We start from the raw sequence: 23,559 nt of genomic DNA, 5'->3' as shown, positions 1-23,559 counted from the left end.
ACATGCACAATTTATGATCCGTTACTCTTCTGCCCCTCAGCCGTTAGTCCAAGCTTTTTTAAAAGATGAATAGCCTGCTCCTTCTCTTCCACGGATAAGCCATCCACGGTCTCCATAATAACACGATGATGCTGCGGGAATATTTGCTCAAAGAAATGACGTCCATCATCAGTCAATTCTGCATAAATCACACGCCGATCATCTTGCGATGCACGACGGGTAAGCAAGTTTTTTTTCTGAAGTTTATCTACCACGTACGTAATATTCCCACTAGAGATTAGTACCTTTTCTCCAATTTTCTGCAAAGGCTGTGGTCCTCGATAATACAGCAGATCAAGCACACCGAATTCTGTTGTATTTAATCCATGACTATGAATGTCCCGATTCGTACGGGACGTGACCGAATTATAAGCACGAGCCAGAACAACGAACAAATTAAGTGCTAGGTCCTGATCATCTGGTTTTACAGACATATTAACAGCCTCCGTTACTCATATCTTTATTCCAAGATATCTTAATTGTGCACTTTTGTCAAGTTTAAGCGTTCCTTCCCCTGCTCCTATGGCCTATAAATGGAGGTATTGTCGTCTATTATGTGAAGGTTACAGTTCATTATGTAAAAAAAGCCCGCTCTCAGCCAGTCTTATAGCACTGATCCAGAGAGCAGGACGATTATGTTGCAATCTCTAACTTCTTACGTAAAAGTACGTAGGCAACACGGCCGCATAATACTCCCAGGACATTCAGTATGATGTCATCTATATCCATTGTACCCGCGCCCAGCAGCATTTGGGACACCTCAAGAATGACCAGTGCGATCACTATCGTTAACAACAGACTGACTATACTTCGCATGGACACCCAAATGATAGGCACAAGGATACCGAAAGGAATGAATACGCCAATATTACCGAGCAAATTAACACCCCATACCCGAAAAGGAAACGACTCCATTGCCCGCCAGTATTGCCTGATCGTATCAAACGGAACAATATTATACGAATACGGGGGTCCTGGCCGTAATGTTCGACCAAAACCGAGAAACATCCAATATAATAGAAGCCCTGTATATAAAATCAATAACACCAATGCCACATGATGAAGCAGACGGGTCCTAGACATTACTTGTTACGGACGTCTATCTGTCCATTTGCCCGTGCGATAATAACCTGGTCCGCCATATTAATGAACAGTCCGTTATCGACTACACCCGGAATTTGATTCAAGCGGATTTCCAACTCCTGCGGATTCTCAATCGTACCATAGCGACAATCGGCAATATAATTACCGTTATCCGTAAGGAAGCGCTCGCCGTCTGTCATACGCCACTCCGCTTTGCAGCCCGTCTGCCGCAAGGCCTCCAACGTCCATTCACTGGCAAAGGGTACGACCTCAACGGGTAAAGGAAATGCACCCAGTACCTTCACATCCTTGGACTCATCGACAATAATAATTAATCGGTCGCTATTGCTTTCCACAATTTTCTCTCTCAGCAGAGCTCCGCCTCCACCTTTCACCAGTACCAGTTGCTCGTTCACTTCATCTGCACCGTCGATGGTAACATCAAGCCTTCCAATCTGATCAAACGGAATGATGGGAATTCCCAGCTCCCTGGCCTGATCTTCCGAGGCTTGGGATGTAGCTACAGCCTGTATATGTAACCCTTGCGCTACACGCTCACCAATTTTTTGAATAGCCCAAAAGGCTGTCGAGCCTGTACCAAGTCCTACTTTCATGCCGTCCTGAATCGCCTCAACTGCTTTTTCGGCCGCTTTTTGCTTCAAATTCATTATCATCTCTCCCGCTATATAGGCTAGTATTGATCATCATCCATTTTATAAGAGAACGCTTTATATTAACAGAGACAGCTTTTTACCATAACAAAGGCTGTTTTTATCGTGTTCATACTCTCCAAATCGTTCAATAGGTTCGTATCCCCGCTTGGTATAGAGAGCAATCGCTTCAGGTTGAGCCGCTCCGGTCTCCAGTTTAATCCTTACAACTCCCCGTTTGCTGGCTTCCTCTTCCAAAAAAGATAATAGGCTCACCGCAATTCCTTGTCTGCGATAAGAGGAATCGACATAAAATCTTTTAAGCTCCATTTCTTCCGCACCTATAGGCCTAAGCCCTCCACAAGCCACCGGTTTTTCGTCCACATACACAACAGCGAAAACCATCTCTTTAACTTTCGGATTGGAAAAATCAACCAAGTAAATTTCGTCGGCAGGATACCTTTCCAGCAAGTCCTCATCCAGCCTTTGAATCAACTCATGCAGATCCTCGTGATTACTCTCAACCTTTAAAATCGTAAGCTTGGACATTCTTCTTATCCCTCTTCTCTTTGCATAGATATAAGGACTCATTTCGCAAACAATTCACAAAAACCGCGATAAATCAAGCATTTCCAACACTAAATATGAAAAATGTCCCAAATTGATAAGTGCATTTGACTCTATTATAAAGTATGATGGTTTCTGTTGAATAGTTGCTTATGGACTGTAATGAATTCGAATTTCAAGTTGAAGTATAAATTGGAATATACTGAAACACAGACAGCGTTTACCTATTAAAAATTAATTTTTTATTGTGTAAGCTATTCATTTCAAGGGCTTTTCGTACGACATATATATAGGGATATCATACTTGTCTATAAAAGGACTTAAGACCTATTACATAAAATTCAAGGGTCTATTATCTCTATTATCATGTTTGTAAGGGGGACTTGATTATCTCATTCGATAAGCGGTTCAACACCATATACAAAAAATACAACCAGGGAGTGGAACATTTTGAAAAAGTGGAGTAGCTTATCATTCTTCACCAAAAACCTATTATTATCCTTCTTCAACATCGTATTGATTGGGCTAGTCCTTATTGTGTCCAGCTATTTGATCCAACGTACGATTTTGATAGACCAATTGCATGGGCAAGTGGAAAAAATCACATTAAAGTGGGCACAGGGCATTAATTCCGATGAAGTAACCCAAGCGGTTCAAGAGAAAAATTATGATGGACCCATTCAAACTAAACTCCGCGCGTACCTAGATAACATCATGGCGACGAACCCGAACATTTCTCATGCCTATATTTTCGGGACGGAGCTCGAAAATGGCAATCTGACATCTATTGTGGCGATGCCAACGGATCTCAGAGAAGCATTTGAAAAAGATAAGATGCTCGTTGGCTCTATGTATGAGCAACCCAATGTCGTAGCAGTAGGCGTAACTGGTATGCTGGACAGTGGCAAACCAACATTCACCAGCTTTTACGATGATTCTTTTGGTACATGGACGACTTTGATGACTCCGATTAAAGATCCAAGTGGCAAAATCTTTGCATATTTTGCAGTCGATGCAGATGCTGGTGCCGTACCTGCTGGCTTAACCAAGCTGCTCATTAGCGGCGCTACCATTTTAGTGATTTTCCTACTGATCTGCCTGGCGCTTCAATACTGGGTTGTGAAACGCACGCTGTCCCCGATTAAGCAACTGATGTACGGTATCAGCGAAGTAAGCCGAGGAAATCTGGATGTTCAAATTCATGCGGGTCATGATGATTTGGGGCTCGTAAATCAGAATTTCAACGATATGGTAAGTCATATTAACAGCATTATGACCAAAGTGAAGCAGACAACTGATGAAGTCAATGAATCTGCCAAGGAATTACTCGCAATCTGCGAACAAAACGGAATCAATTCCAACATCATTAATCAAAACATCAGTGAAATCACGGAGAATATCCGTTCGCAGGAAAAAGCAACAGGCGATAGTGCACGTGCCATGGCTGAAATGGCTTCGGTCATTCAAAATATTGCCACGAGTTCTTCCAATGTTGCGGAAGAAGCCAATTCGGTAGAGAAACGTTCTAATGAAGGCAACGAGATTGTAAGCAAGGTATCCTCCCAAATGCACTTGATTACCGATACAGTAACCAATACTTCCCGTATCATCAAGTTGCTAGACAGTCGTTCGCAGGAAATTGGCAATATCATCAGTACCATTTCTGGCATCTCCAGTCAAACCAACCTGCTCGCATTGAACGCTTCTATTGAAGCTGCGCGCGTTGGTGAAGAAGGTAAAGGCTTTGCCGTTGTTGCCAGTGAAGTACGTAAGCTGGCAGAACAATCTGCGGATGCAACCAAACAAATCACGTCCCTGATTGAAGAAATTCAAAGTGAAATCGGACAAGCTGTGAAGTCGATGGAGCAAGGAAACGTTGAAGTTCAAAATGGAATCGTCGTTGCCGGACAAGCAGGCGTGCTGTTCAATGATATTCTTCAAGCAACTAAAAATGTAGCATGGCAAATCCAAGAAGTCTCCAGCGCTACTGAGCAAATATCTGCGGGTACACAGGAAATGACCGCGACAGCAGACGATCTTTCTTCCACTGTAACCAAAACAGCCAATAACAGTGTTCACATTGTGCAAACGGTGGAGGAGCAAAAAGCTTCTTTGGATTCGATCATTGATTCATCCCATAAATTGACGTCCATGTCTGAAGAGCTTCAAGAAATTACATCTTATTTCAAAATTGCAGACACCAACCGCACCAAATCATAATAACCATTTATCGGCTCCAAAATTTATAAGTAAATCATTTGGTAATGCCTCCCTCCTGTTCAAGCATTTGAAGGGATCGGAGGCATTTACTGAGTTTACCATTTATATTAAGACATCATACATTCAGGAGGTTAGCGTAATGGCTTCATTACTACAAAACAGTTCACAGACAATCCCATCCCCATTCCTAGTTCCCTTGGATTGTGCACGTATACAACGCAAGCATACATCCTCTACTTATCAAGTAGAGTTAGAAGCGTCCATCTCGGAACAATTAAATCAGCAAAAAACTGCGGAAGACAAACAAGCGTTGCTTTTATCAGCATATACTGCATGGGTATATCGCCTATCCGCAGAAGAAGAAGTTTCTTTTTCAACATTTGTGCCACAAACCGGTCTGCTTACAGCTTCGCTGACAGTCGAAAAGGAAACGACTTTTCATGAACTAGCAGACTTATTTCAGGAGATGCTCCGTGAGCCTAATGCATACCTTGCGGAACCACAAGCCGATACTTCATTTTCGGCAAATCTGCCTACGGACAGCGGTGTAGAATCCCGTATTATGGACTGGGCTGTTAGTGAACACAATGGCACTTATCAAATACAGATCCGATATGATCAATCACTCTTGCTGGAAACAACGGTTGTCCGATACGCAGAATACTTTGAAACCCTTTTGCGTGGCGCGCTAACCAACAGCCATGCACTTGTGAACTCCATTGATATATTATCGGATGCGGATCGAGCTGCTCACGAAGCTTTAAATAATACAGTCGTGAAATATCCTGAGCATCAAACTATTCATGGAATGTTTGAGGAGGCGGCTTCACAATACCCTGATCGTCCGGCCATTGCTTCCCACACTGGAGAGTACACGTACCGTGAGTTGAACGAACGTGCTAACCAAGTCGCACGTGTCTTGTTATCCAAAGGTCTTACCAAAGGTGAATTCGTGACTATCTTCATGGAACGGAGCTTAGAGACCGTTATTTCCCTGCTTGGTATCCTGAAAGCCGGGGGCGTGTATGTGCCTGTTGATCCCGCTCACCCCGCCGACCGGAGTAGCTACATTGTCGAAGACACGCGTTCTCCTTTTGTCTTAACAACTTCCGCACTCATGGAACAAGCGACTGAACTGTGCGGTTCCATTGATACGGTAAAAGAAATTTTAGCAATTAACGGACCACTGGCAGGCTATGCTGCAAGCAATCCAAACGTTAATGTAAGTCCGGATGATCTAGCTTATGTCATCTATACATCCGGTTCTACAGGCAAACCGAAAGGTGCCCTGATCGCTCACCGCGGTGTCGTTAACCTAGGAGCTGTCGTGCAACGCGATTGCGACATTACACCTCAGGATGTATTGACCCAATTTGCAACCTACAGCTTCGATGCATCCGTTTGGGATACAATTGGAGCCTTGTTTTATGGTGCAAAATTGTACTTGCTGTCTTCCGAAGAACGTGTATCTGTTGAAGAATTCGCTGAAGCCATTGCACGTACAGGCACGACGATTATTACCATTTTGCCAACCGTATTCTTTAATCAGCTATCTACGTACTTGTCAGACGAAGGTTATCGCAAACTCGCTAAGGTACGGATTGTTACTGTAGCAGGCGAAGCGCTGTACGGCTCACAAGTTCGAGCGTTCCAAAGCAAATTCGGTACAGATACCGACATCGTAAACGTATACGGACCGACCGAATGCACCGTAGCGACCACGACCCATCGGGTCCGTGGTGCCGTGCCTGAACATGTCGTCAATATTCCGATCGGCAAGCCGATTTACAATTACAAAGTGTATATCGTTAACGACGATAACAAGCTTTGCCCTGTCAATATTCCGGGCGAAGTATGCATTGCTACTCCTGCATTGGCCCATGGCTATCTCCATCAGCCGGAGCGTACAGCCCAGTCGTTCGTGGACAATCCTTTTGTTCCGGGTGAAAAAATGTACCGCTCGGGTGATATCGCCAAGCTGCTGCCAGACGGTACGATTGAATACGTAAGCCGCAAAGATTCACAGCTCAAAATTCGGGGGAATCGGATTGAAATTGGAGAAATTGAAGACCATTTTTCCAAACATCCAGGTGTTCAGGACGTCGCTGTAGTAGCCGTCAAAGATCACACAGATCAGAACATGTTAGTTGGCTATTTCACCACTTCGGATGGACAATCCATTCCACAAGACGTTATTCAGTCTTATATCGGGGGCAAGCTGCCTTCTTATTTTGTACCAAGCCATGTCGTTCATCTGGAAGCCATGCCAATTTCACCAACTGGCAAGATCGATCGCAAAAAGCTGGCTCTGCGACCACTGCCGGAAGCGTCTGATCTTTCATTTGGCGGGGAACCTCTCCGCGAAGGAACCGAAACACTCATTGCCGAAGCATGGACTCAAGTGCTTGGTAAAAATAACATTGGTGCTACCGATGATTTCTTCCTGATCGGGGGCGATTCGCTTCGTGTCATCCATGTGCTGGCTATTTTGAAGCCGCGTTATGGCGCGCTGCGCATCGGAGACTTTTTCCGTTACAAAACCGTTCGCGAGCTTGCTGAATACGTGGAACAATTAGGTACGGAACAAACGCCGCAACGCAAGCCACTCGCGATTCCTCAAGAAAAAATGGACTTGAATGAGCATCCTATTGAGTTGTCTGGTGCTTCTGACTTAGCTGAAGTCCGCGACTTGCGCGTGATTTTGTTGACCGGAGCTACAGGCTATCTGGGCTCGCACATTCTGTATGACCTGCTTCAACGGACAGAAGCTAAAGTATACGCGATGGTACGCCCTTCTCAGGACGGTCCATCCGGTATCGAGCGTATTCAGTCCGTATTGACGGGATATTTTGGACAAGATATCTCCAGCTTGATCGAAAGACGGGTAAAGGCTGTCTACGGGGATCTGGAGCAAGCTGATCTTGGTCTCTCTTCTGTCGACCGTCATATGCTGGAGCACCAAATCGACGGCATCATTCACAGCGCCGCTGACGTTCGCCATTTTGGTGATTCAGCAGCCTTCGATCGCACGAATGTGACCGGAACACTGGAACTGTTGAAAATCGCTCAGGCCAAGCCAGGAGTATCCTTCCATCATGTCTCCACTATGGGAATACCGGAGGATCTTGCTAACGAAGGAAAATGGGAGTCGGCACTGGAGCTTTCTGCCTTCCCAGACGAACTGAATGTGGACAACCTGTACACGAATAGTAAACTGGCTGCGGAGAAGCTGTTGTTCCAAGCAGCTCAAGTGGGTACGCCTGTCTCGATCTATCGCGCAGGTAATTTGACAGCCCATTCGGCCAACGGACGCTTTCAGCGCAATATCGACAGCAATGCTTATTATCGTATGATGAAGGCGATGCTGCTGCTGGGCAAAGCGCCACAAGCCGATTGGCATACGGACTTCACTCCAATTGATTACGCCAGCCGTGCTATCGTAGAGCTGTCCGTTCATCAAAAAAGCGCAAACCGTATTTTCCATATCTGCAATCCGAACCCACTGCCATATGATGAACTGATCGCTATGGTAAACCAACTCGGTTACGCAGTAGAAACCCTGCCTTTTGACGATTACAGCGCCTGGTTGCTGAATCCGTCTTCCGGCATTCAGGAGGATGCACTTCACCTTGCTATGGGACAACTGGAAGGTGATGGGGCCAAGGATTCAGCTTACCGTTACGGATGCTCTGTAACCGCAGCTCTGCTGGAACAAGCTGGCGTTCAATGCCCGGCAACCGACCTGAATTTTATTCAGAACATGATCCAGCATGCCGTCGAGATCGGTTACTTCCCGACCTCATCATCGGTATCTGTAAAAGCAACACAGAGGTAACAAAGTTGTGATATTTCCTCCGCATGTTTTCGGTATGATAGACTAGATTTTGCTAGTTTCATATTTAGTATAAACCTCTATACTTTCAGAATTTTTTTGCATGCGGGGGATGTCATTCAATGAAACACATTTTTTTTAAAAGAACATTGCTAATCATAAGTTTGTTGGCTATTTTAGGGATTTTGGTGTATGAAGCACGTAGCATATACCATACACCTACAGTTAAAGGGACTCATCGTACACGTACAGCTCATGCAGATCGACTGGTACGCCATTTATTCTCACTGACGCCTACACCATATAAAGTATATTACCAAAACAAAGTAATTGTCCTGATGTATCATGAGGTGACCAAGACCCCACCTGATCCCGGCGCTCTCAAGCTTAGTAATTTAACGAGGCAGTTGGACGAAATGAAGGCTAACGGTTTCCACTGGATCACGATGAAAGAGTATACGGACTTTATTTTACATAAAGCCAAGGTTCCTGATAATGCGGTACTCATGACATTCGACGACGGCTATGAGTCCTTTTATACGGACACTTTTCCCGTGTTGAAAAAGTATCAGGTCCCAGCAACCAATTTTCTTATCACGTCCACGATCAGCAATCCCAAACATATTGGTATTCCAAAGCTGACATGGGATCAAATTCATCAGATGCATGCCGAAGGTATTGATTTCTACAATCATACCAATGACCAGCATGCTTACGGATACTCCAATACAGCCCGCACCCAACAAAAGCCGCTTCTGATGGGCCCGGTGTATTCGAAAAAGCTGGGGCGAATGGAAACCGAGAATGAGTTCAAACAGCGCGTTTATACCGACTTGGGCATGGCTGACAAGAAACTGTTCAAGCATCTACATAATGATCAGAATGTACTTGCCTTCCCTTATGGTGGGTATACCAAGGAGACACTGGAAATTTGCCGTTCCTTGGGAATTGACGTTACGTTCACAGTGAAACGGGGGATTAACTCGCCAGGGCAAACAAACGGCTATCGCGTCAATGCAGGTGGAATACACAATATTCCAGAAGTATTGGTGCAATACATGAAGGAAGGTGCTCCCCTTCGCCCACTTCCTTTTGCCCAAGGTCCCAACAAGGTATCCTAAACGTTGGCTAGCTTATTGAAGGATAAAAAAGAACCTTTAAAACCATTTATGTCGTGGTTTTAAAGGTTCTTTTGTTGTATGAGATGTAGATTAGAGCCAGATGCGAATTGCCGCGATAACAGCCAGATGTACCGGGTAAAAGCTACGCCACAACCAGCGTGGTACCCGACTATAAAATCCGCTTTCTCCGGTTGCAAAACATACGATCAGAATGCTGGACAGCAGACTAAAGTGTTGGAGATTCGCGTGATGCACCATATCATACACTACGTTCAAAACAAAATGGGCTGCAATCATCATATATGAACGGGTGTATCGATAAATGAGAACCAACAGCAGTCCATAGGCTCCGTAATCCATCTGGCTGAGCTCCATAACCAGAGCTGCAAGGACGTACAGGCCCGTTACAGCTGTCCAATGCTTCAAGCGGGATGCAGCAGCCAGCGCGAGCAACGAGGCCAATAGCGTCCAGATTACGTTCGGTCTAAGCACATCAAATGCCAGCATATAGGGCACCTGAGAAATCAGAGCCAGTCCGAGTAGACGGAGCATATAGCTCCGAATGTCTCGGGTATGAGTATATCCCAAATACAGCGCGTAGGCGTAGATTGGAAAAGCAAGCCTGCCGGCAATTCTCCAAGCCGGATCCGTCGGAAAAAACACAAGTCCGACATGGTCAATCAGCATCGTCAGCATGGCCAACCAGTACATACAAGGCCCCCTTATTCATGTTTTACGTTTTTTCTTCTGTCAAGCTCAGAATGGCGTTCATGATGTCCGTTTTCGTAACCCGTCCTACCAACCCCCGAATTGGAGTTGAGAAGCTACATTGCTCGTCCAAAACTGGAAGACAATTAACCTGATGCCGAATCAGTCTCGATATCGCTTCCAGTAAAGTGTCTTCCGGAGCAAGCGTCGTCATTTGGGCCCGGCGCGTCATTGCCATGGTCACCGGGACGGTGTGAAGATCGGTATGCCCCAGCATGACCTTCAGTAAATCCTTGCGGGTAACAATTCCAATGAGCTCCTGCTCCTCCCCTGTGACCATCAGCGTGCCTGTATTTTGCTGAAACAGCATCAGCACCGCATCATAGGCGGTCGTGTCACCGGAAATCAAAATCGGATCGCTAAGTATATCCGCCACCGTCAGCTTTTTGAGCATGTTGCCGATATGACTATCATATTTGGGGTAACGTCCTGGCAGGTAGCCTACCTTCGGTTTGGCATCCACCAGCCCGAGCATAACAAGCAGAGCAAGGTCAGAACGGAGAGTCGGACGCGTCAGTCCCAGTGTTTCAGCAATTTTATCCCCCGTAACAGGTGCCAGACGCCGGACAATATCAACAATTTCCCGCTGTCTTTCAGACAGTTGAATAATGATTACCTCCTTATGGAGTGGGGTAGTATACATTATAGACGAGCATAGATCGATAAATTTCAGCATCTTCCGACAATTCATCAAATTTTAATCATACACAGCTTGTTTTCAAATTTAAAATGTGTCACAATTAAGAATGTAATACATACTAATTATAAGTTTAACGTGTGCAATATGCTACATTTAAATGAACTATTGTACATCGCATGTGATATGTATTATGTATTATATAAACCTGAGGAGGAAATCAAATGAAATTTTTCTTGGATACTGGTAACATTGAAGAAATCAAACGTGTTGAACGTTTGGGTCTGGTTGATGGTGTAACAACGAACCCTTCACTGATCGCTAAAGAAGGTCGAGTGTTCAAGGAAGTCATTCAGGAGATTTGCAGTATCGTTGAAGGTCCTGTAAGTGCTGAGGTTATTGGTCTGAAGGCTGAAGATATGCTCAAAGAAGCTTATGATATCGCCAAGTGGGCACCGAACGTGGTTATCAAGCTTCCTATGACCGAAGACGGCTTGTACGCTTGTAATGAGCTGACCAAGAACGGAATCAAAACGAATGTAACACTGATTTTCTCCGCGGCTCAAGGTTTGATGGCAGCCAAAGCTGGCGCTACTTTTATCAGCCCGTTCGTAGGACGTCTGGATGATATTGCTGTTGATGGTATGAAGCTGATTCGTGAACTGAGACAAATTTTGGACATTCATGGTCTGAAATCCGAAATCATCGCCGCATCCATCCGTAATATTAAGCATGTAGAAGATGCTGCTCTGTCTGGTGCACATATTGCCACCATTCCAGGTTCCTTGCTCCCTTCTCTGTGGAAACACCCGCTGACAGACAGCGGTATCGAACGCTTCCTGAAGGACTGGGAAACTGTACCAAAAGCTTAATTCGCCAGTCATGGCAAACGATATTATATCAACCCAAACAGCCCGTATTTTACGGGCTGTTTTTTGTTTTGCTTTAGTGATGGCAGATCCAAAAACGCTGAACAACTTTTTTTGACAAAATAACTTGTTGTTCATATAATTGTTATAACAACTAATTAATTTCGAAGTAATTTATGTACGGGAAACGGAAAGGAGTACCTATGAATAACTTACCTCCCGATTGTTCCATTGGGATGTTGCTCGGGATTACTCACCGCAAAATGAGTCAGCAGCTCTTGCAGCGTCTCAAACCTTATGATATTTCCCCAGAGCAATGGTCGGTTCTGTACCAAATCTATCAGGCTGAGGGTTTAAATCAGAAAGAAATTGCAGCTAAGGCCGTGAAGGACCAGCCTACCACGACTCGAATTATTGATTTGTTGGACAAGAAGGGCTGGGTACGGCGTGTGAATAGTCCACAGGATCGTCGGGCCTATTTGCTTCATTTGACTGAAGCAGGCCGACAGCTTGTGGAGGAGACTCTTCCTGTCGAACGTGATGCCAATCACGATTTTGTAAAAGGAATTTCCTCAGCCGATCTGAAGCAATTCCGCCAGACTCTTTTACAAATTCACGCCAATATGACCGAATCAGAAAAACAAGGAGAGAACGATTAATATGCAACAAGGCAAGCAACCTCTTTGGACCAAGGAATTTATCGTTCTTACGGTTTCCAATTTATTTTTATTTCTGGAATTACAAATGATCGTTTCTTCTATTCCTTCTTATGTGAAAAATGCATTCCACGCCAGTTCCGTTCAGGTCAGTCTCGTTACGACCTTATTCGCTTTAAGTGCGATTGCAGCACGACTCTTTTCAGCCCGTATGCTGGAAAAAGGACATCGCAGCACCCTGATCTTCATCGGACTGCTGTTTGCATTAGCAGGAACGCTGGGATACAGCGTTTCACCGACGATTACAGTGCTCCTGCTCATGCGGATGTTGTTTGGAATCGGCTTCGGTATGAGTAGTACAGCCTTTCCAACGATGGCCTCCGACGTCATCCCGCCCAAACGTCTCGGTGAAGGAATGGGTTTTTTTGGTCTTTCCACCAGTTTAGCAATGTCAATTGGGCCAACCATCGGCATTTCGATGCTGCAATACGGGAGTTTTAACCTGCTTGCCTATACGACAGCAGCTGTCATTGTTGTTATATTCCCATTGGCTTACTGGCTGATTCGAACACTACCCAAGGGGCACATCGAACCACCTATGGTTCCTTTGGAAGAAGGGCAAAAACCGGCATTTAACCGTAAATTGTGGATTCCCGCCTTGTTGAACATGCTGATGTCTATCACATATGGTGGGTTACTCGGCTTTATGGCGCTTTACGGGGATGAAGCAAATCTGGCGCACCCGGCCTACTTTTTCCTGTTTAATGCGGTATCCGTGCTGATCGTGCGTCCCTTCTCCGGCCGTATTTATGACAAAAAGGGGGCAAAAGCACTGCTCATCCCCGGCTCTCTGTTTTTAATTGGCGGTCTGATTCTGCTTTCCTACGCGCACAGTGATGTCTTCATGTATATGTCTGCTCTTTGCTACGGTATCGGGTTTGGTGTCATGCAGCCGACCCTGCAAACCTGGATGATTCAGGTCGTGTCTCCTAAACAGAGGGGTATGGCAAACGGTATGTTCCTCAATTCCCTCGATTTCGGGGTTGCAGCCGGAGCGCTTATACTTGGCATTATCGCCAAAGTAAGTGATTATGCGTGGATGTACCGTCTCTCCTCGCTGTTTATTGTACTGTTCTTACTGATCTATGTCATACAAATCGTCGCAAGCCGTAAGCCTAAGACGCATGTCCCTCTAGAAGGGTAAGAGGAATCAAAAACACCCGTTCCCATGATTTCATGGACAACGGGTGTTTTTCTTTATTTCACAGGAGCTTTGCGTCTTAGCTTGGGAGAAAGAGGCTTTTCTCGGGACACATCTGTTAGCCCCTCATCCACATTCATAGGGTCAGTGGATTTGTCGTCTGTTGGTTCATCCTGCTTGGGTCTGACCGCAAACAGCATCAGCAGGGCTGCAATACCTCCCACTGCGGCCATCACGCCAAAGAGCAGACCATGTCCACTGCTGCCCAGGAGCAAGGAAACAACTGGAGGGCCTAACGATACCCCGACAAAGCGCATACTGCTATACAACGAAGTAATGGTTCCGCGCTCCTCTTTTTCAATTCCCTTCGTAATGAGGGAATCCAAACAAGGCAGTGCGAGCCCAATTCCGCCGCCGCCTAACGTAAACAATCCGATCACCGCATAAATATTTTGGAAAAATCCGAGAATGGCAAAGCTGATCGTCAATATGGCCAAACCACTGAAACCGATCCACTTCATGCGCTTTTTGTGCTTGCCGATGATCTTGCCTCCTACATAAGAGCACAGACAGAGGGAAATCAGCGGAATGGCTAACACAAAACCTTTCCACACTCCATGGAGGTTGTAACGACTTTCCAGTATGTCAGATAAGTAAAACAGGACGCCAAAAATGACAAACATACAAATACCGCCCATAGCAAAAATAGCATAGAGCCAGCGTCCTTTTTCGGCAAGGACCTGCTTCACATTTCCCACAAACTCTCGAAACATAATCGGTTGGTTCTTACGCTTAGGCACATGGATCAGCCAAAGCACTAAAATGAGCGAAATCAGACAAAGTCCCGGAATCACCGCCAATGGCAAAAACCATAGAACAGCTCCCAATGCGGCACCGAGTATCGGACTTAACACTTTACCAAAGGTGTTGTAGGTCTCAACTATCCCTAGGTTTTTGCTGGCCTCATCCTCTTTTTCGTACAGATCACCCACAAGCGGAATGACTATAGGAAAAGCCCCTGCCGCTCCCGCACCCTGAAGTAGACGGCCTGCAATAATGGTCCAGTAAGCTGCCAAATCGTGAAGCAGCCATGCCCCCACCGCAGAAATCCCGCCTCCAATCACAGTCAGAATCAGACAGGGAACAATCACCGCCTTACGGCCAAATCGGTCGGAGAGATAGCCCGCAATCGGTATCAGTAAAATGGCCACCACCGCATATACTGTAATCAACATACTGATCCGAAAAGAGCTTACATGTAGCTTACGTCCAATTTCCGGTAAAACAGGAATCAGCATGGAATTACCCAGCGTCATCATCAGCGGGATGGAACCTAACGCAAGCAGATTCCCTTTATTTTGTTGCATCCCGTTACCACCTTTGCAAAAGTAATAACACAGCTGTTCTGATTCGTTCAACAGATGTTATTGTGTTTACATTGGTGAGGATTTATACGGCTACACTTTAAATCCACCGACTCTTGCATTCAGCAGTTGCGACATATCCGCCAGTGTATGAATAGATGATGCAATTTCCTCCATGGAAGCCAGTTGCTCTTCAGCCGCCGCACTGACACTCTGGGTTCCCCCTGCCGACTGCTCTGCTACTTCACGAATACGTTCTACTGCTTCCACCATTCGCTCGGATCCGCCGGACATTTGTTCTACGGACCGATTTACACTGTGAATCTGTTCGCTGACCTGTTGAATGGAACTTCCAATCTGACGAAATGCGGTTTCTGCGGATTGCATGACCTTTACGCCAGACTGCACTTCAATCGTCCCGGTCTGCATACTGGAAGCGACATTTCCAACATGCTCCTGAATATTTTGCACAAATTGTGTAATTTCTGCTGCTGAAACTGATACCTGCTCGGCCAATCTTCTTACCTCAGAGGCTACAACAGCAAATCCTTTGCCCTGCTCTCCGGCTCTTGCCGCTTCAATCGACGCGTTGAGCGCCAGCATCCCTGTCTGTTTGGCTATTCCGGTAATGACCGCTCCAATCATGCCAATCTGTTCGGCCTGTTCACTAAGTGAACGCACAGCACGTGCAGAGCTGTCTACACTTTCGCTTACCTTCTCCATCTGACGCATAGCCTGACCTATAGATTGTTCTCCTGCTTCTGCATCTTTAGCGGCTGTATCAGATAACTCGTACACCTGCTGGCTCGTAGCTGCAATATGCTCCAGTTCGTGGGCTAGCTCTTTCACGGTATCTGTAGTTTGTGTAATATCATCGACCTGATGCTCCATACCAGCCGCTAGCTCTTCCATTACACCGGAAGTATGACGATTGGCCTGATTCATTTCCTCTGTACTTACGCTAACCCGCTCTGCGGTTACGGTTAATGTACGCGCCGTATCCTGAGCATCCACTATAATACTGCGGAATCCCTCAATAAGCTTGTTGTAGGAGCTTGCAATCATACCGATTTCGTCTTTGGACGTAATATCCAGTCGGCTACGCAAATCTCCCCCACCTTCAGACATTTCCAACAGCTGCTCATTCATATGGTGTAATGGACGAATTGAACGAATCAGAACAATGGATTGAAAAATACTGTAAATGATAACTAGAAGTCCTACAATACTCGTAATCAAGGATGTATTCGTCATCGTTTGGTGCGCTTGCTGTACTTTCACCGTTACCATATCTTCTTGAGCTTTGACGAATGCTACTACCTTGGTATCAAGCTGCTTACGCAACACCCGTTCGTTTTCAAAATCATCGAGCAAATCAGAAAATGGCGGGAAAGCATCATCTCTTGTACTCTGATACCCCGCTGTAGTCAGTAAACGATGAACTTGATTCATATAGGTATTAATCCCCGTCTTGAGATCAGTCATCTTTTTCTTAGAATCCTCATTGCCTGTACTAAGCAGAGCTTCTGTCTCCTGTAGCAACTTTGCAACTTCACTCTGCTTGTTTCCGATCTCTTTCCCATACTGTTCGTCACGAGTTAGCAAATATGCCCGCTCATCATTAGATATGCCGTTTAACAAAAATTGAAGAGACTTCGAGTTATACGCAATAGCCTCTTCACGATTCATAATATCCTTGTACTCATTCTCACTATGTACGCTTAAAATGTAATTGGTAAGCAGCATAGCTGCAATCACACTCGGGATCAGTATCGCGCTAAGAATCATTTTGGCCTTAATTGTTAAATTCATGAATCGGTCCCCCAGTTATTTCTGAATAAAATGTCCAACTTACTATATATCGTTTTATTCGATTGTTTTTTTGAATGAAATAGAAAATAGTGTATAGATTTTTAAATATACTTGTGTCTATTCAGTGAACATATATATCTTTTTTAATATCAAAAAACAAAAAAATTCATAATTAGGGAAATGAACTGTTTTCAGTTTGTACTCTTCGAATTTCGGACTATTAAAAATGATATACTAAGTGTTGGTATGCCATAAGCCTCAAGGAGGAACTGCATGAACAGTCTGGAACTAAAACCGCTTATTCACGTGCTTAACGAGTTGGAAACCCGCAGCTGCCTTATTGAGCAGCAGGGTAACATGATCATGAATTACTATCGTGAACCTCAAATTGCTAACGAACTCTATAAAATAAATTCCTGTACCAAAAGCGTGATTTCCGCATTATTTAGTATCGCTATGGACCAGCAACGGGGACCGAAACCGGAGACGCCGATCCTCGAATTCTTTCCCCAGTTGGCCACAGATAGTGATTCTCGAAAGCGTGATATTACGATTGAACATCTGCTGACGATGTCCGCAGGCTTTAACTGGACGGAATTTGGCGGACAAAATTCTTTTCCTACCATGAGCAAAACGTCAGACTGGGTGCAATTTGTACTTTCACAGCCATTATCGGATGTGCCAGGCACGCGAATGGAATACAGTTCTGGCTGTTCTCAACTTTTGGCCACCATACTACGTAATGTTTCTGGACAAACAGTTGCTGAATTTGCCGAGCAGCAATTATTCCAACCGCTCGGTATCGAAAGCTACCATTGGGAGACCGATCCTCAGGGCACTCATACGGGTGGATTCGGACTGCATCTCAGGCCGATGGACATGCTCAAATTCGGACGGCTTTATCTGAACCAAGGAGGCTGGGAAGGAAGGCAGATCATCCAAACAGAGACAGTCCGATATTCAATCCGTCCGTTTCTTCCTGCTGCCAAACCACAAAAAGCATTTTACGGCTGGCACTGGTGGACTTCTTCCTTTTCAGATGAAACAGAGATAGGAACTGAAACGGACTATTTTTACGCTCTCGGCTTTGGTGGGCAATATATTGTTGTCGTCCCGTCGTATGACATGGTTGTTGTCGTTACCGCTGATAAATTCAAAAAGAAACGGACTCCTGTGGATATTTTCCGGCAGTATATTGTACCGCTGCTACTCCAGCAGAATGAATAGGAATAGATACCGAAGCTAAAAGTTGCAACTGGTCTCTATTCAAATTGGTCTCTATCAAAAATCTGCATCAAAAAGGGCTTGCCTGTTGGATCAGGCAAGCCCTTTTTTGCATATAATCGCTACATTGTGACATACTTCATCCACTTTCTAGCGCCTTACCTAGCCCAAGTGAATCGTAAGCTCTTGCTGTCCGCTGGAAGCTGGTGTAATGATTACACCCTGTACTCCCGGCTGGCTGCTGCCTTCCTCCACTTGAACAGCCTCGTGGATACCGCGCAGGACTACCGACCATGGTTTAACAGCACCTTCTGCCTTCACCTTAATGACAGAATCCTTGCGGCTAGCAGTAACCGTTAGCTCTTCTTTACCTGACGTATTCACGATAACCGTTCGAGCCTGTTGTCCCTCACCAAGCTCAAACAAATGAAGAGCCACTTGATCAGCATAATCATAATCCGGACGACTGTCCTCATGACCGATTGCCAACAGTGTGTTCGGCTTCACGAGCACAGGCAAAGTTGTAAAATCATGATGCTCGTTAACCCAACGACCACCTGACACTCTCTCATTCGTAAGTAAATTTGTCCACTGACCCTCTGGTACATAATACTGCACATTGCCTTCTTTATTAAAGATTGGGGCTACCAAAATGGAATCCCCCAGCATGTATTGCAGATCCAGCGTTGCACAGGTTGGGTCCTGTGGGAATTCCAATACCATAGCCCGCATCATCGGCAGTCCCTTTACCGAGGATTCCACAGCAGAAGGATACAGGTATGGCATCAGCGAGCATTTGAGTTTCGTAAAGCTACGCACCACATCCACCGATTCTTCGTCAAATAGCCAAGGCACGCGATAGGATTCATTTCCGTGCAGACGGCTATGGGAGGACAAAAGTCCGAATTGTACCCACCGTTTGTACACGTCCGGCGCAGCCGTTAACTCAAAGCCGCTAATATCATGGCTCCAGAAGCCAAAGCCGCTCAAACCAAGCGACAAACCGCCTCGCAAGGATTCAGCCATCGACTCATACGTTGACGAGCAGTCTCCTCCCCAGTGAACCGGGAACTGTTGCCCCCCGGCTGTAGCGGAACGCGCAAATAACGCGGCTTCATTTTTACCCAGCTTTTCCTCCAGTACATCAAATACAGCCTTGTTGTACAAATGCGTATAATAGTTATGCATCTTCATTGGATCAGATCCGTCATGATATACCACATGGGTAGGGATGCGCTCGCCAAAATCAGTTTTGAAGCAATCCACCCCCTGATCTACCAACACCTTCAGCTTATCCTGGTACCAGGCGACTGCAGCCGGATTCGTGAAGTCAACCAGCCCCATCCCCGCCTGCCACATATCCCATTGCCATACGCCGCCATCGGCGGTTTTGACCAGATAACCATTCTCCATGCCTTCATCGAACAAAATGGATTTCTCAGCAATATACGGATTGATCCATGCACAAATTTTGAGACCCTTTGCCTTCAATCTCTGCAGCATGCCTTCCGGGTCTGGGAACATGTCTTGATCCCACTGGAAATCGCACCATTGGTATTCCTTCATCCAGAAGCAGTCAAAATGGAATACCGAGAGTGGCAGATCCCGCTCAGCCATCCCGTCCACAAAATGGTTCACTGTCGCTTCATCATAATCTGTTGTGAACGAAGTGGTCAGCCACAAACCAAAGGTCCAGGCTGGTGGTAATGCAGGCTTACCCGTCAGCTTGGTGTAATTGTCCAGTACCTCTTTAGGGTTAGCTCCACCAATAATATAATACTCTAACGATTCGCCGGAGACGCTAAACTGAACCTTTGATACATTTTCCGATGCAATCTCATAGGATACCTTCTCCGGATGGTTAACGAACACACCATACCCTTTATTAGATAGATAAAATGGAATGTTTTTATAGGCCTGCTCACTGCTAGTCCCGCCATCTTCGTTCCAGATATCGACCACTTGGCCATTTTTTACGAACGGGGTGAAACGCTCTCCGAGTCCGTATACGTACTCACCGATGCCCAGCTCCAGCTGTTCTCGGAAAAAAGGCTGCTCCTGCGGGTCTGTAATATAGCCTGGTCCCCGATGTCCGCTGCCTGTGACTTTACGATCCTCGATATAAAAGCCTACATCCCAGCTCTTCCCACGACCGACTCGCACACTCAGATCGCCGCTTTTAAGTACCGCTGCGCCCTCATCCACCGTAATGTCTACCTCTGTTGGCAAGGTGTGAATTTCAAAATTCGGCCCCTGATGCACCCGTCCCTTATGGTGGTTCAGACGCACCTGAATGACATTCGGCATAGGCGAACTGTAGGTCGCTTTCAGCAACGCTCCGTTCAGCGTATCTCCTTTGTGCTCGATCCGGTGAGTCGCTGCATATACCGTCATGGAAGCATCGTCCGTCACAATATCACGGATTTCAGCAGGATTTTGTATTTCATAGCCCTTGCGAACCATCCAATAGCCATCAGTAAATTTCATCTGTTACTTCCTCCGCTTCAATCTTTATTTTCTTGATTCCAAATCGCTTGTTGGATTTTTCCGAAATCCTTACTATAATAATATTGATTTATGTAAGGGTTTACTTCGTTTATTTTGACGTATTGTATCAATATTTTGATGTTTTCTATATAAATCAGTTTGTAGAAACGGAGTTATAGACATGCAAAGAGAAATGTTGCGGGAAAACCGCATTCATGGCAATCCCATGTACCCAGTCAGCGTATACCCAAGCGTGGAGCAGTTGAACGGAAATAGTATATTGGAGTCTCATTGGCATGAAGAGATGGAGTTTATCGTAGTGGAACAGGGGAGCGCCGTATTTCAGACGGATATGGTCTATACGGAGGTGAACGAAGGTGAAGCTCTTTTTGTCAACAGCGGTGAGCTTCACGCAGGTTATTTACAAAAAAGCGCTCGCTGCGTATTCTCTGCGGTGGTGTTTCATCCAGACATGCTGCACAGCCGCACGCAGGATACGGTGCAGACGCAGTTTATTGACCCATTTATCAGTAAAAAGCTTGTCCCTCCCCCTCACATTCGCGGCGTGCAGCCCTGGGAGCAAGAGGTGCTGGCTGCATTGCGACACATTATCACCAGCCATGAGCAGAATACGCCTGCCCGTGAACTGGCGACCAAGGCGCAGCTCTATAGCATGATTGCCTGCCTGTACCCACACATGACCCCCGCTAATGGAGAGGATGTGATTATGGCAGGTCAACGCAACAAAGTTGAACGGATCAAAAAAGCGTTGGCGTATATCAACAGTCATGCTCATGAGCCTATACGTTTACGGGAGATCGCAGATGAGATTGGAATGAGTGAAGGGCATTTTTGCCGTTTTTTTAAGCAGATGGTTCAGAAAAGTCCGGTAGAATATATCAACTATCATCGGATTCAAAAGGCTTGCAGGTTGCTGGAGCAAAGTGATCGCAAAGTGGTTGATATTGCGCTGGATGTTGGTTTTGACAATCTAAGCTATTTTATTGCCACCTTTAAAAAATGGAACGGCCTGACCCCTTCGCAGTACCGTAAGCAGCACGAAGAAGATCAGGCGCTTGCTGTCCCTTATATAACAGACTAATATGCATAGGATAAATCATTTATTTTTTTTGGGCTTCATAAGTACTAAAATTATTTTTCTTCCTCTTAACTTAGCAAATATGTAGCCAGCTACGCCTCCCAAAACAGAGGGAATTAACCACCCTAACCCTACATTATATAATGGAAGAAGATGAGTGAAAAAATCGTTAATTACATTAATTTTTATTCCAGCAGCATTCAAGCCATCAAATAAACTAATGATAAAGGTTAATATCAAACTGCCTTGATATACTTCTGACTTTCCTTTAAATACGGGATGTAAAAAAGTTAAAAATATTAGAGAAATAGCAATAGGATATATTGCCATTAATACTGGCGTTGAAACCTTGATGAGCTGTGTTAAACCTATGTTGGCTACAAGGGTACTAAATATAGATAACATGAGAGCAACTCTTTTGTAAGAGACTTTCGGAAATAATCCATGAAAAAAGGAAGAGCAGGAAGTGATAAGCCCCACACTTGTGGTTAAACACGCTACTGTAATCATTAAGCCTAATAGAATAGAACCATAAGATCCAAAATAATAGGAGGAAACCTTAGCTAACACCTCAGCACCATTTCCTAAAACACCCAATTTTTCAACGCTAGAAGCTCCCATGAATGAAAGAGACGTATAGATAAAGGCTAAGAGTATAACCGCAATTGCTATCGCTTTAGCACAAATGATCATCAACTCTTTTTTTGTAGTAACCCCTCTATCCTTAATTGCATTCACAATGATAATTCCAAAAATAAAGGCTACAAGAGCGTCCAATGTTAAATAACCCTCTTGAAAGCCTTTGAAAAAGACATTCGATGTATAACCTTCCGCAGGTTCTTGGAATTTTCCGATTGGGTGAATAATAGCTACAATCACAAGTAATCCAATGAATGTCAATTTAATAGGTGTTAGGAACTTTCCGATGACATCAATAATTTTTGTAGGATTAAGTGATAACAAACATGCAACTGCAAAAAAAAGGATAGTAAATACAAAAAGTACGACAGGATGATCTGCATTGTCTGAAAAAAAAGGTTTTACTCCAATTTCAAATGACACACTACCAGTTCTAGGAATTGCATATAAAGGCCCAATGGCTAGATAAAGGATTGTTGTAAAGAGAATGCCGAATACAGGATGTACACGACTCGCTAAAGTTTGCAGATTGCTTTTGCCCGAAAAAACAAAGGCTGTGACGGCTAGTAATGGTAAGCCAACTCCGGTAACCAAGAAACCAGCATTGGCTATCCATACATTCTTTCCAGCCATCTGCCCAAGCATAGGTGGAAAGATTAGATTTCCTGCACCAAAAAATAAGGCAAATAACATTGATCCTATGATAATAATAAAGGACGTAGAAACACTTTTAGACATAATAAATCCTCCAACCACGAACTCACAACATTTTGTTTTATTCGTTTTCTTTTTAATTTGTATAATATATGTTAATAGGGACGTAGCCCATTGTTACATCCAAAGAACGGTATCTGATTGGCTAGAGTATGTAATCCTCGTGCTTTCGTTCTAACCTGTGCCTTTAGGATGAGTGGGTTTCGTCTTAACTCATCGTTACACAATACTCTATATACGATCAGTGTTTCAAGTAACTTTGTACTTGCAGAAAGAACTCAGTGAGTCTAATGAACTATAAGAGAATTTTACACTTAGGACTTATTTCTTACAAGATGTAGATGTAGTTACACACAGCATGTTCTCATGGTTCAATCTTTTCACTATTCATCCCCTAACTATTCCTCTTCAACATATTTAAAATAGATTGAGCCCCAATTTAATCTATATCAGGATCTGCTGTTTTATTCGAATCCTCAACTGATTGAAATAAGCACAGGAAATCTTGGGAAAATGCCCTATGGAAGCAAATGAATAATCCCTTACAATTAATAGTATAGACAATGCATATTGACGT

18 protein-coding genes are annotated in these 23,559 nt (G+C 44.8%); 8 read left to right on the top strand and 10 right to left on the bottom strand.

The window, feature by feature from the left end; translation table 11 throughout:
- Positions 1 to 11: 11 nt before the first annotated feature.
- The 4 genes from T3H97_RS09540 to T3H97_RS09525 form a co-directional block, all read right to left on the bottom strand.
- Complete coding sequence (locus T3H97_RS09540; protein ID WP_013309820.1) at positions 12 to 473, bottom strand: MarR family winged helix-turn-helix transcriptional regulator; 462 nt, start codon at positions 471 to 473, stop codon at positions 12 to 14.
- A 199-nt stretch (positions 474 to 672) separates the two neighbouring features.
- Positions 673 to 1,122: a VanZ family protein gene (locus tag T3H97_RS09535; RefSeq protein WP_328802384.1), complete on the bottom strand. Its 450-nt coding sequence runs from the start codon at positions 1,120 to 1,122 to the stop codon at positions 673 to 675.
- On the bottom strand, positions 1,122 to 1,790 hold the full coding sequence (gene rpiA / locus T3H97_RS09530; protein ID WP_328802383.1) for a ribose-5-phosphate isomerase RpiA: 669 nt from the start codon (positions 1,788 to 1,790) through the stop codon (positions 1,122 to 1,124). Before rpiA ends, T3H97_RS09535 begins: the two co-directional genes overlap by 1 nt.
- Before the next feature lie 60 nt (positions 1,791 to 1,850).
- Entirely contained in the window at positions 1,851 to 2,321 is a 471-nt protein-coding gene (locus T3H97_RS09525; RefSeq protein ID WP_328802382.1) for a GNAT family N-acetyltransferase, read from the bottom strand.
- Positions 2,322 to 2,789: 468 nt separating this feature from the next.
- On the opposite strand from T3H97_RS09525, the gene T3H97_RS09520 reads away from it, so the two are divergent.
- From T3H97_RS09520 to T3H97_RS09510, 3 genes are all read left to right on the top strand, one after another.
- Positions 2,790 to 4,559, top strand: coding sequence for a methyl-accepting chemotaxis protein (locus T3H97_RS09520; protein ID WP_328802381.1), 1,770 nt, complete (start codon positions 2,790 to 2,792; stop codon positions 4,557 to 4,559).
- A gap of 139 nt (positions 4,560 to 4,698) precedes the next feature.
- On the top strand, positions 4,699 to 8,394 hold the full coding sequence (locus T3H97_RS09515) for a non-ribosomal peptide synthetase family protein (RefSeq protein WP_328802380.1): 3,696 nt from the start codon (positions 4,699 to 4,701) through the stop codon (positions 8,392 to 8,394).
- A gap of 119 nt (positions 8,395 to 8,513) precedes the next feature.
- Entirely contained in the window at positions 8,514 to 9,512 is a 999-nt protein-coding gene (locus T3H97_RS09510) for a polysaccharide deacetylase family protein (protein WP_328802379.1), read from the top strand.
- A 90-nt stretch (positions 9,513 to 9,602) separates the two neighbouring features.
- Here the strand turns inward: T3H97_RS09510 and T3H97_RS09505 are convergent, their stop codons facing one another.
- The gene (locus T3H97_RS09505) at positions 9,603 to 10,223 is read right to left on the bottom strand and encodes a TraX family protein (protein ID WP_328802378.1); all 621 of its coding nucleotides are present in this window, start codon (positions 10,221 to 10,223) and stop codon (positions 9,603 to 9,605) included.
- 22 nt (positions 10,224 to 10,245) lie between these two features.
- The gene (locus tag T3H97_RS09500; protein ID WP_328802377.1) at positions 10,246 to 10,956 is read right to left on the bottom strand and encodes a CBS domain-containing protein; all 711 of its coding nucleotides are present in this window, start codon (positions 10,954 to 10,956) and stop codon (positions 10,246 to 10,248) included.
- 185 nt (positions 10,957 to 11,141) lie between these two features.
- Between T3H97_RS09500 and fsa the strand changes: the two genes are divergently transcribed.
- The 3 genes from fsa to T3H97_RS09485 all read left to right on the top strand — a co-directional run bounded on the left by fsa (position 11,142) and on the right by T3H97_RS09485 (position 13,646).
- A complete protein-coding gene (gene fsa / locus T3H97_RS09495; RefSeq protein WP_328802376.1) occupies positions 11,142 to 11,789 on the top strand; it encodes a fructose-6-phosphate aldolase in 648 nt (215 codons plus the stop codon).
- Between the two features lie 200 nt (positions 11,790 to 11,989).
- A complete protein-coding gene (locus tag T3H97_RS09490; RefSeq protein ID WP_254327895.1) occupies positions 11,990 to 12,445 on the top strand; it encodes a MarR family winged helix-turn-helix transcriptional regulator in 456 nt (151 codons plus the stop codon).
- A gap of 1 nt (position 12,446) precedes the next feature.
- On the top strand, positions 12,447 to 13,646 hold the full coding sequence (locus T3H97_RS09485) for an MFS transporter (RefSeq protein WP_328802375.1): 1,200 nt from the start codon (positions 12,447 to 12,449) through the stop codon (positions 13,644 to 13,646).
- Positions 13,647 to 13,699: 53 nt separating this feature from the next.
- On the opposite strand, the gene T3H97_RS09480 is transcribed toward T3H97_RS09485, so the two are convergent.
- Positions 13,700 to 15,010, bottom strand: a complete 1,311-nt coding sequence (locus T3H97_RS09480) for an MFS transporter (protein WP_328802374.1) — start codon at positions 15,008 to 15,010, stop codon at positions 13,700 to 13,702.
- Positions 15,011 to 15,100: 90 nt separating this feature from the next.
- A complete protein-coding gene (locus tag T3H97_RS09475; protein ID WP_328802373.1) occupies positions 15,101 to 16,819 on the bottom strand; it encodes a methyl-accepting chemotaxis protein in 1,719 nt (572 codons plus the stop codon).
- A gap of 273 nt (positions 16,820 to 17,092) precedes the next feature.
- Between T3H97_RS09475 and T3H97_RS09470 the strand changes: the two genes are divergently transcribed.
- A complete protein-coding gene (locus T3H97_RS09470; RefSeq protein ID WP_328802372.1) occupies positions 17,093 to 18,046 on the top strand; it encodes a serine hydrolase domain-containing protein in 954 nt (317 codons plus the stop codon).
- 159 nt (positions 18,047 to 18,205) lie between these two features.
- On the opposite strand, the gene yicI is transcribed toward T3H97_RS09470, so the two are convergent.
- Entirely contained in the window at positions 18,206 to 20,530 is a 2,325-nt protein-coding gene (gene yicI / locus T3H97_RS09465) for an alpha-xylosidase (protein WP_328802371.1), read from the bottom strand.
- A 181-nt stretch (positions 20,531 to 20,711) separates the two neighbouring features.
- Between yicI and T3H97_RS09460 the strand changes: the two genes are divergently transcribed.
- Complete coding sequence (locus tag T3H97_RS09460; RefSeq protein WP_328802370.1) at positions 20,712 to 21,632, top strand: AraC family transcriptional regulator; 921 nt, start codon at positions 20,712 to 20,714, stop codon at positions 21,630 to 21,632.
- A gap of 15 nt (positions 21,633 to 21,647) precedes the next feature.
- On the opposite strand, the gene brnQ is transcribed toward T3H97_RS09460, so the two are convergent.
- Positions 21,648 to 23,006 (bottom strand): branched-chain amino acid transport system II carrier protein, encoded by a 1,359-nt coding sequence (gene brnQ, locus T3H97_RS09455; RefSeq protein WP_328802369.1) that lies wholly within the window; start codon positions 23,004 to 23,006, stop codon positions 21,648 to 21,650.
- Between the last annotated feature and the right edge of the window lie 553 nt (positions 23,007 to 23,559).

It is taken from the genome of Paenibacillus sp. LX16 (genome assembly GCF_036252815.1).
Classification (GTDB): domain Bacteria; phylum Bacillota; class Bacilli; order Paenibacillales; family Paenibacillaceae; genus Paenibacillus; species Paenibacillus polymyxa_B.
The sequence above is the reverse complement of the archived record's forward strand: the minus strand, read 5'-3'. Positions and strand labels throughout refer to the sequence as shown.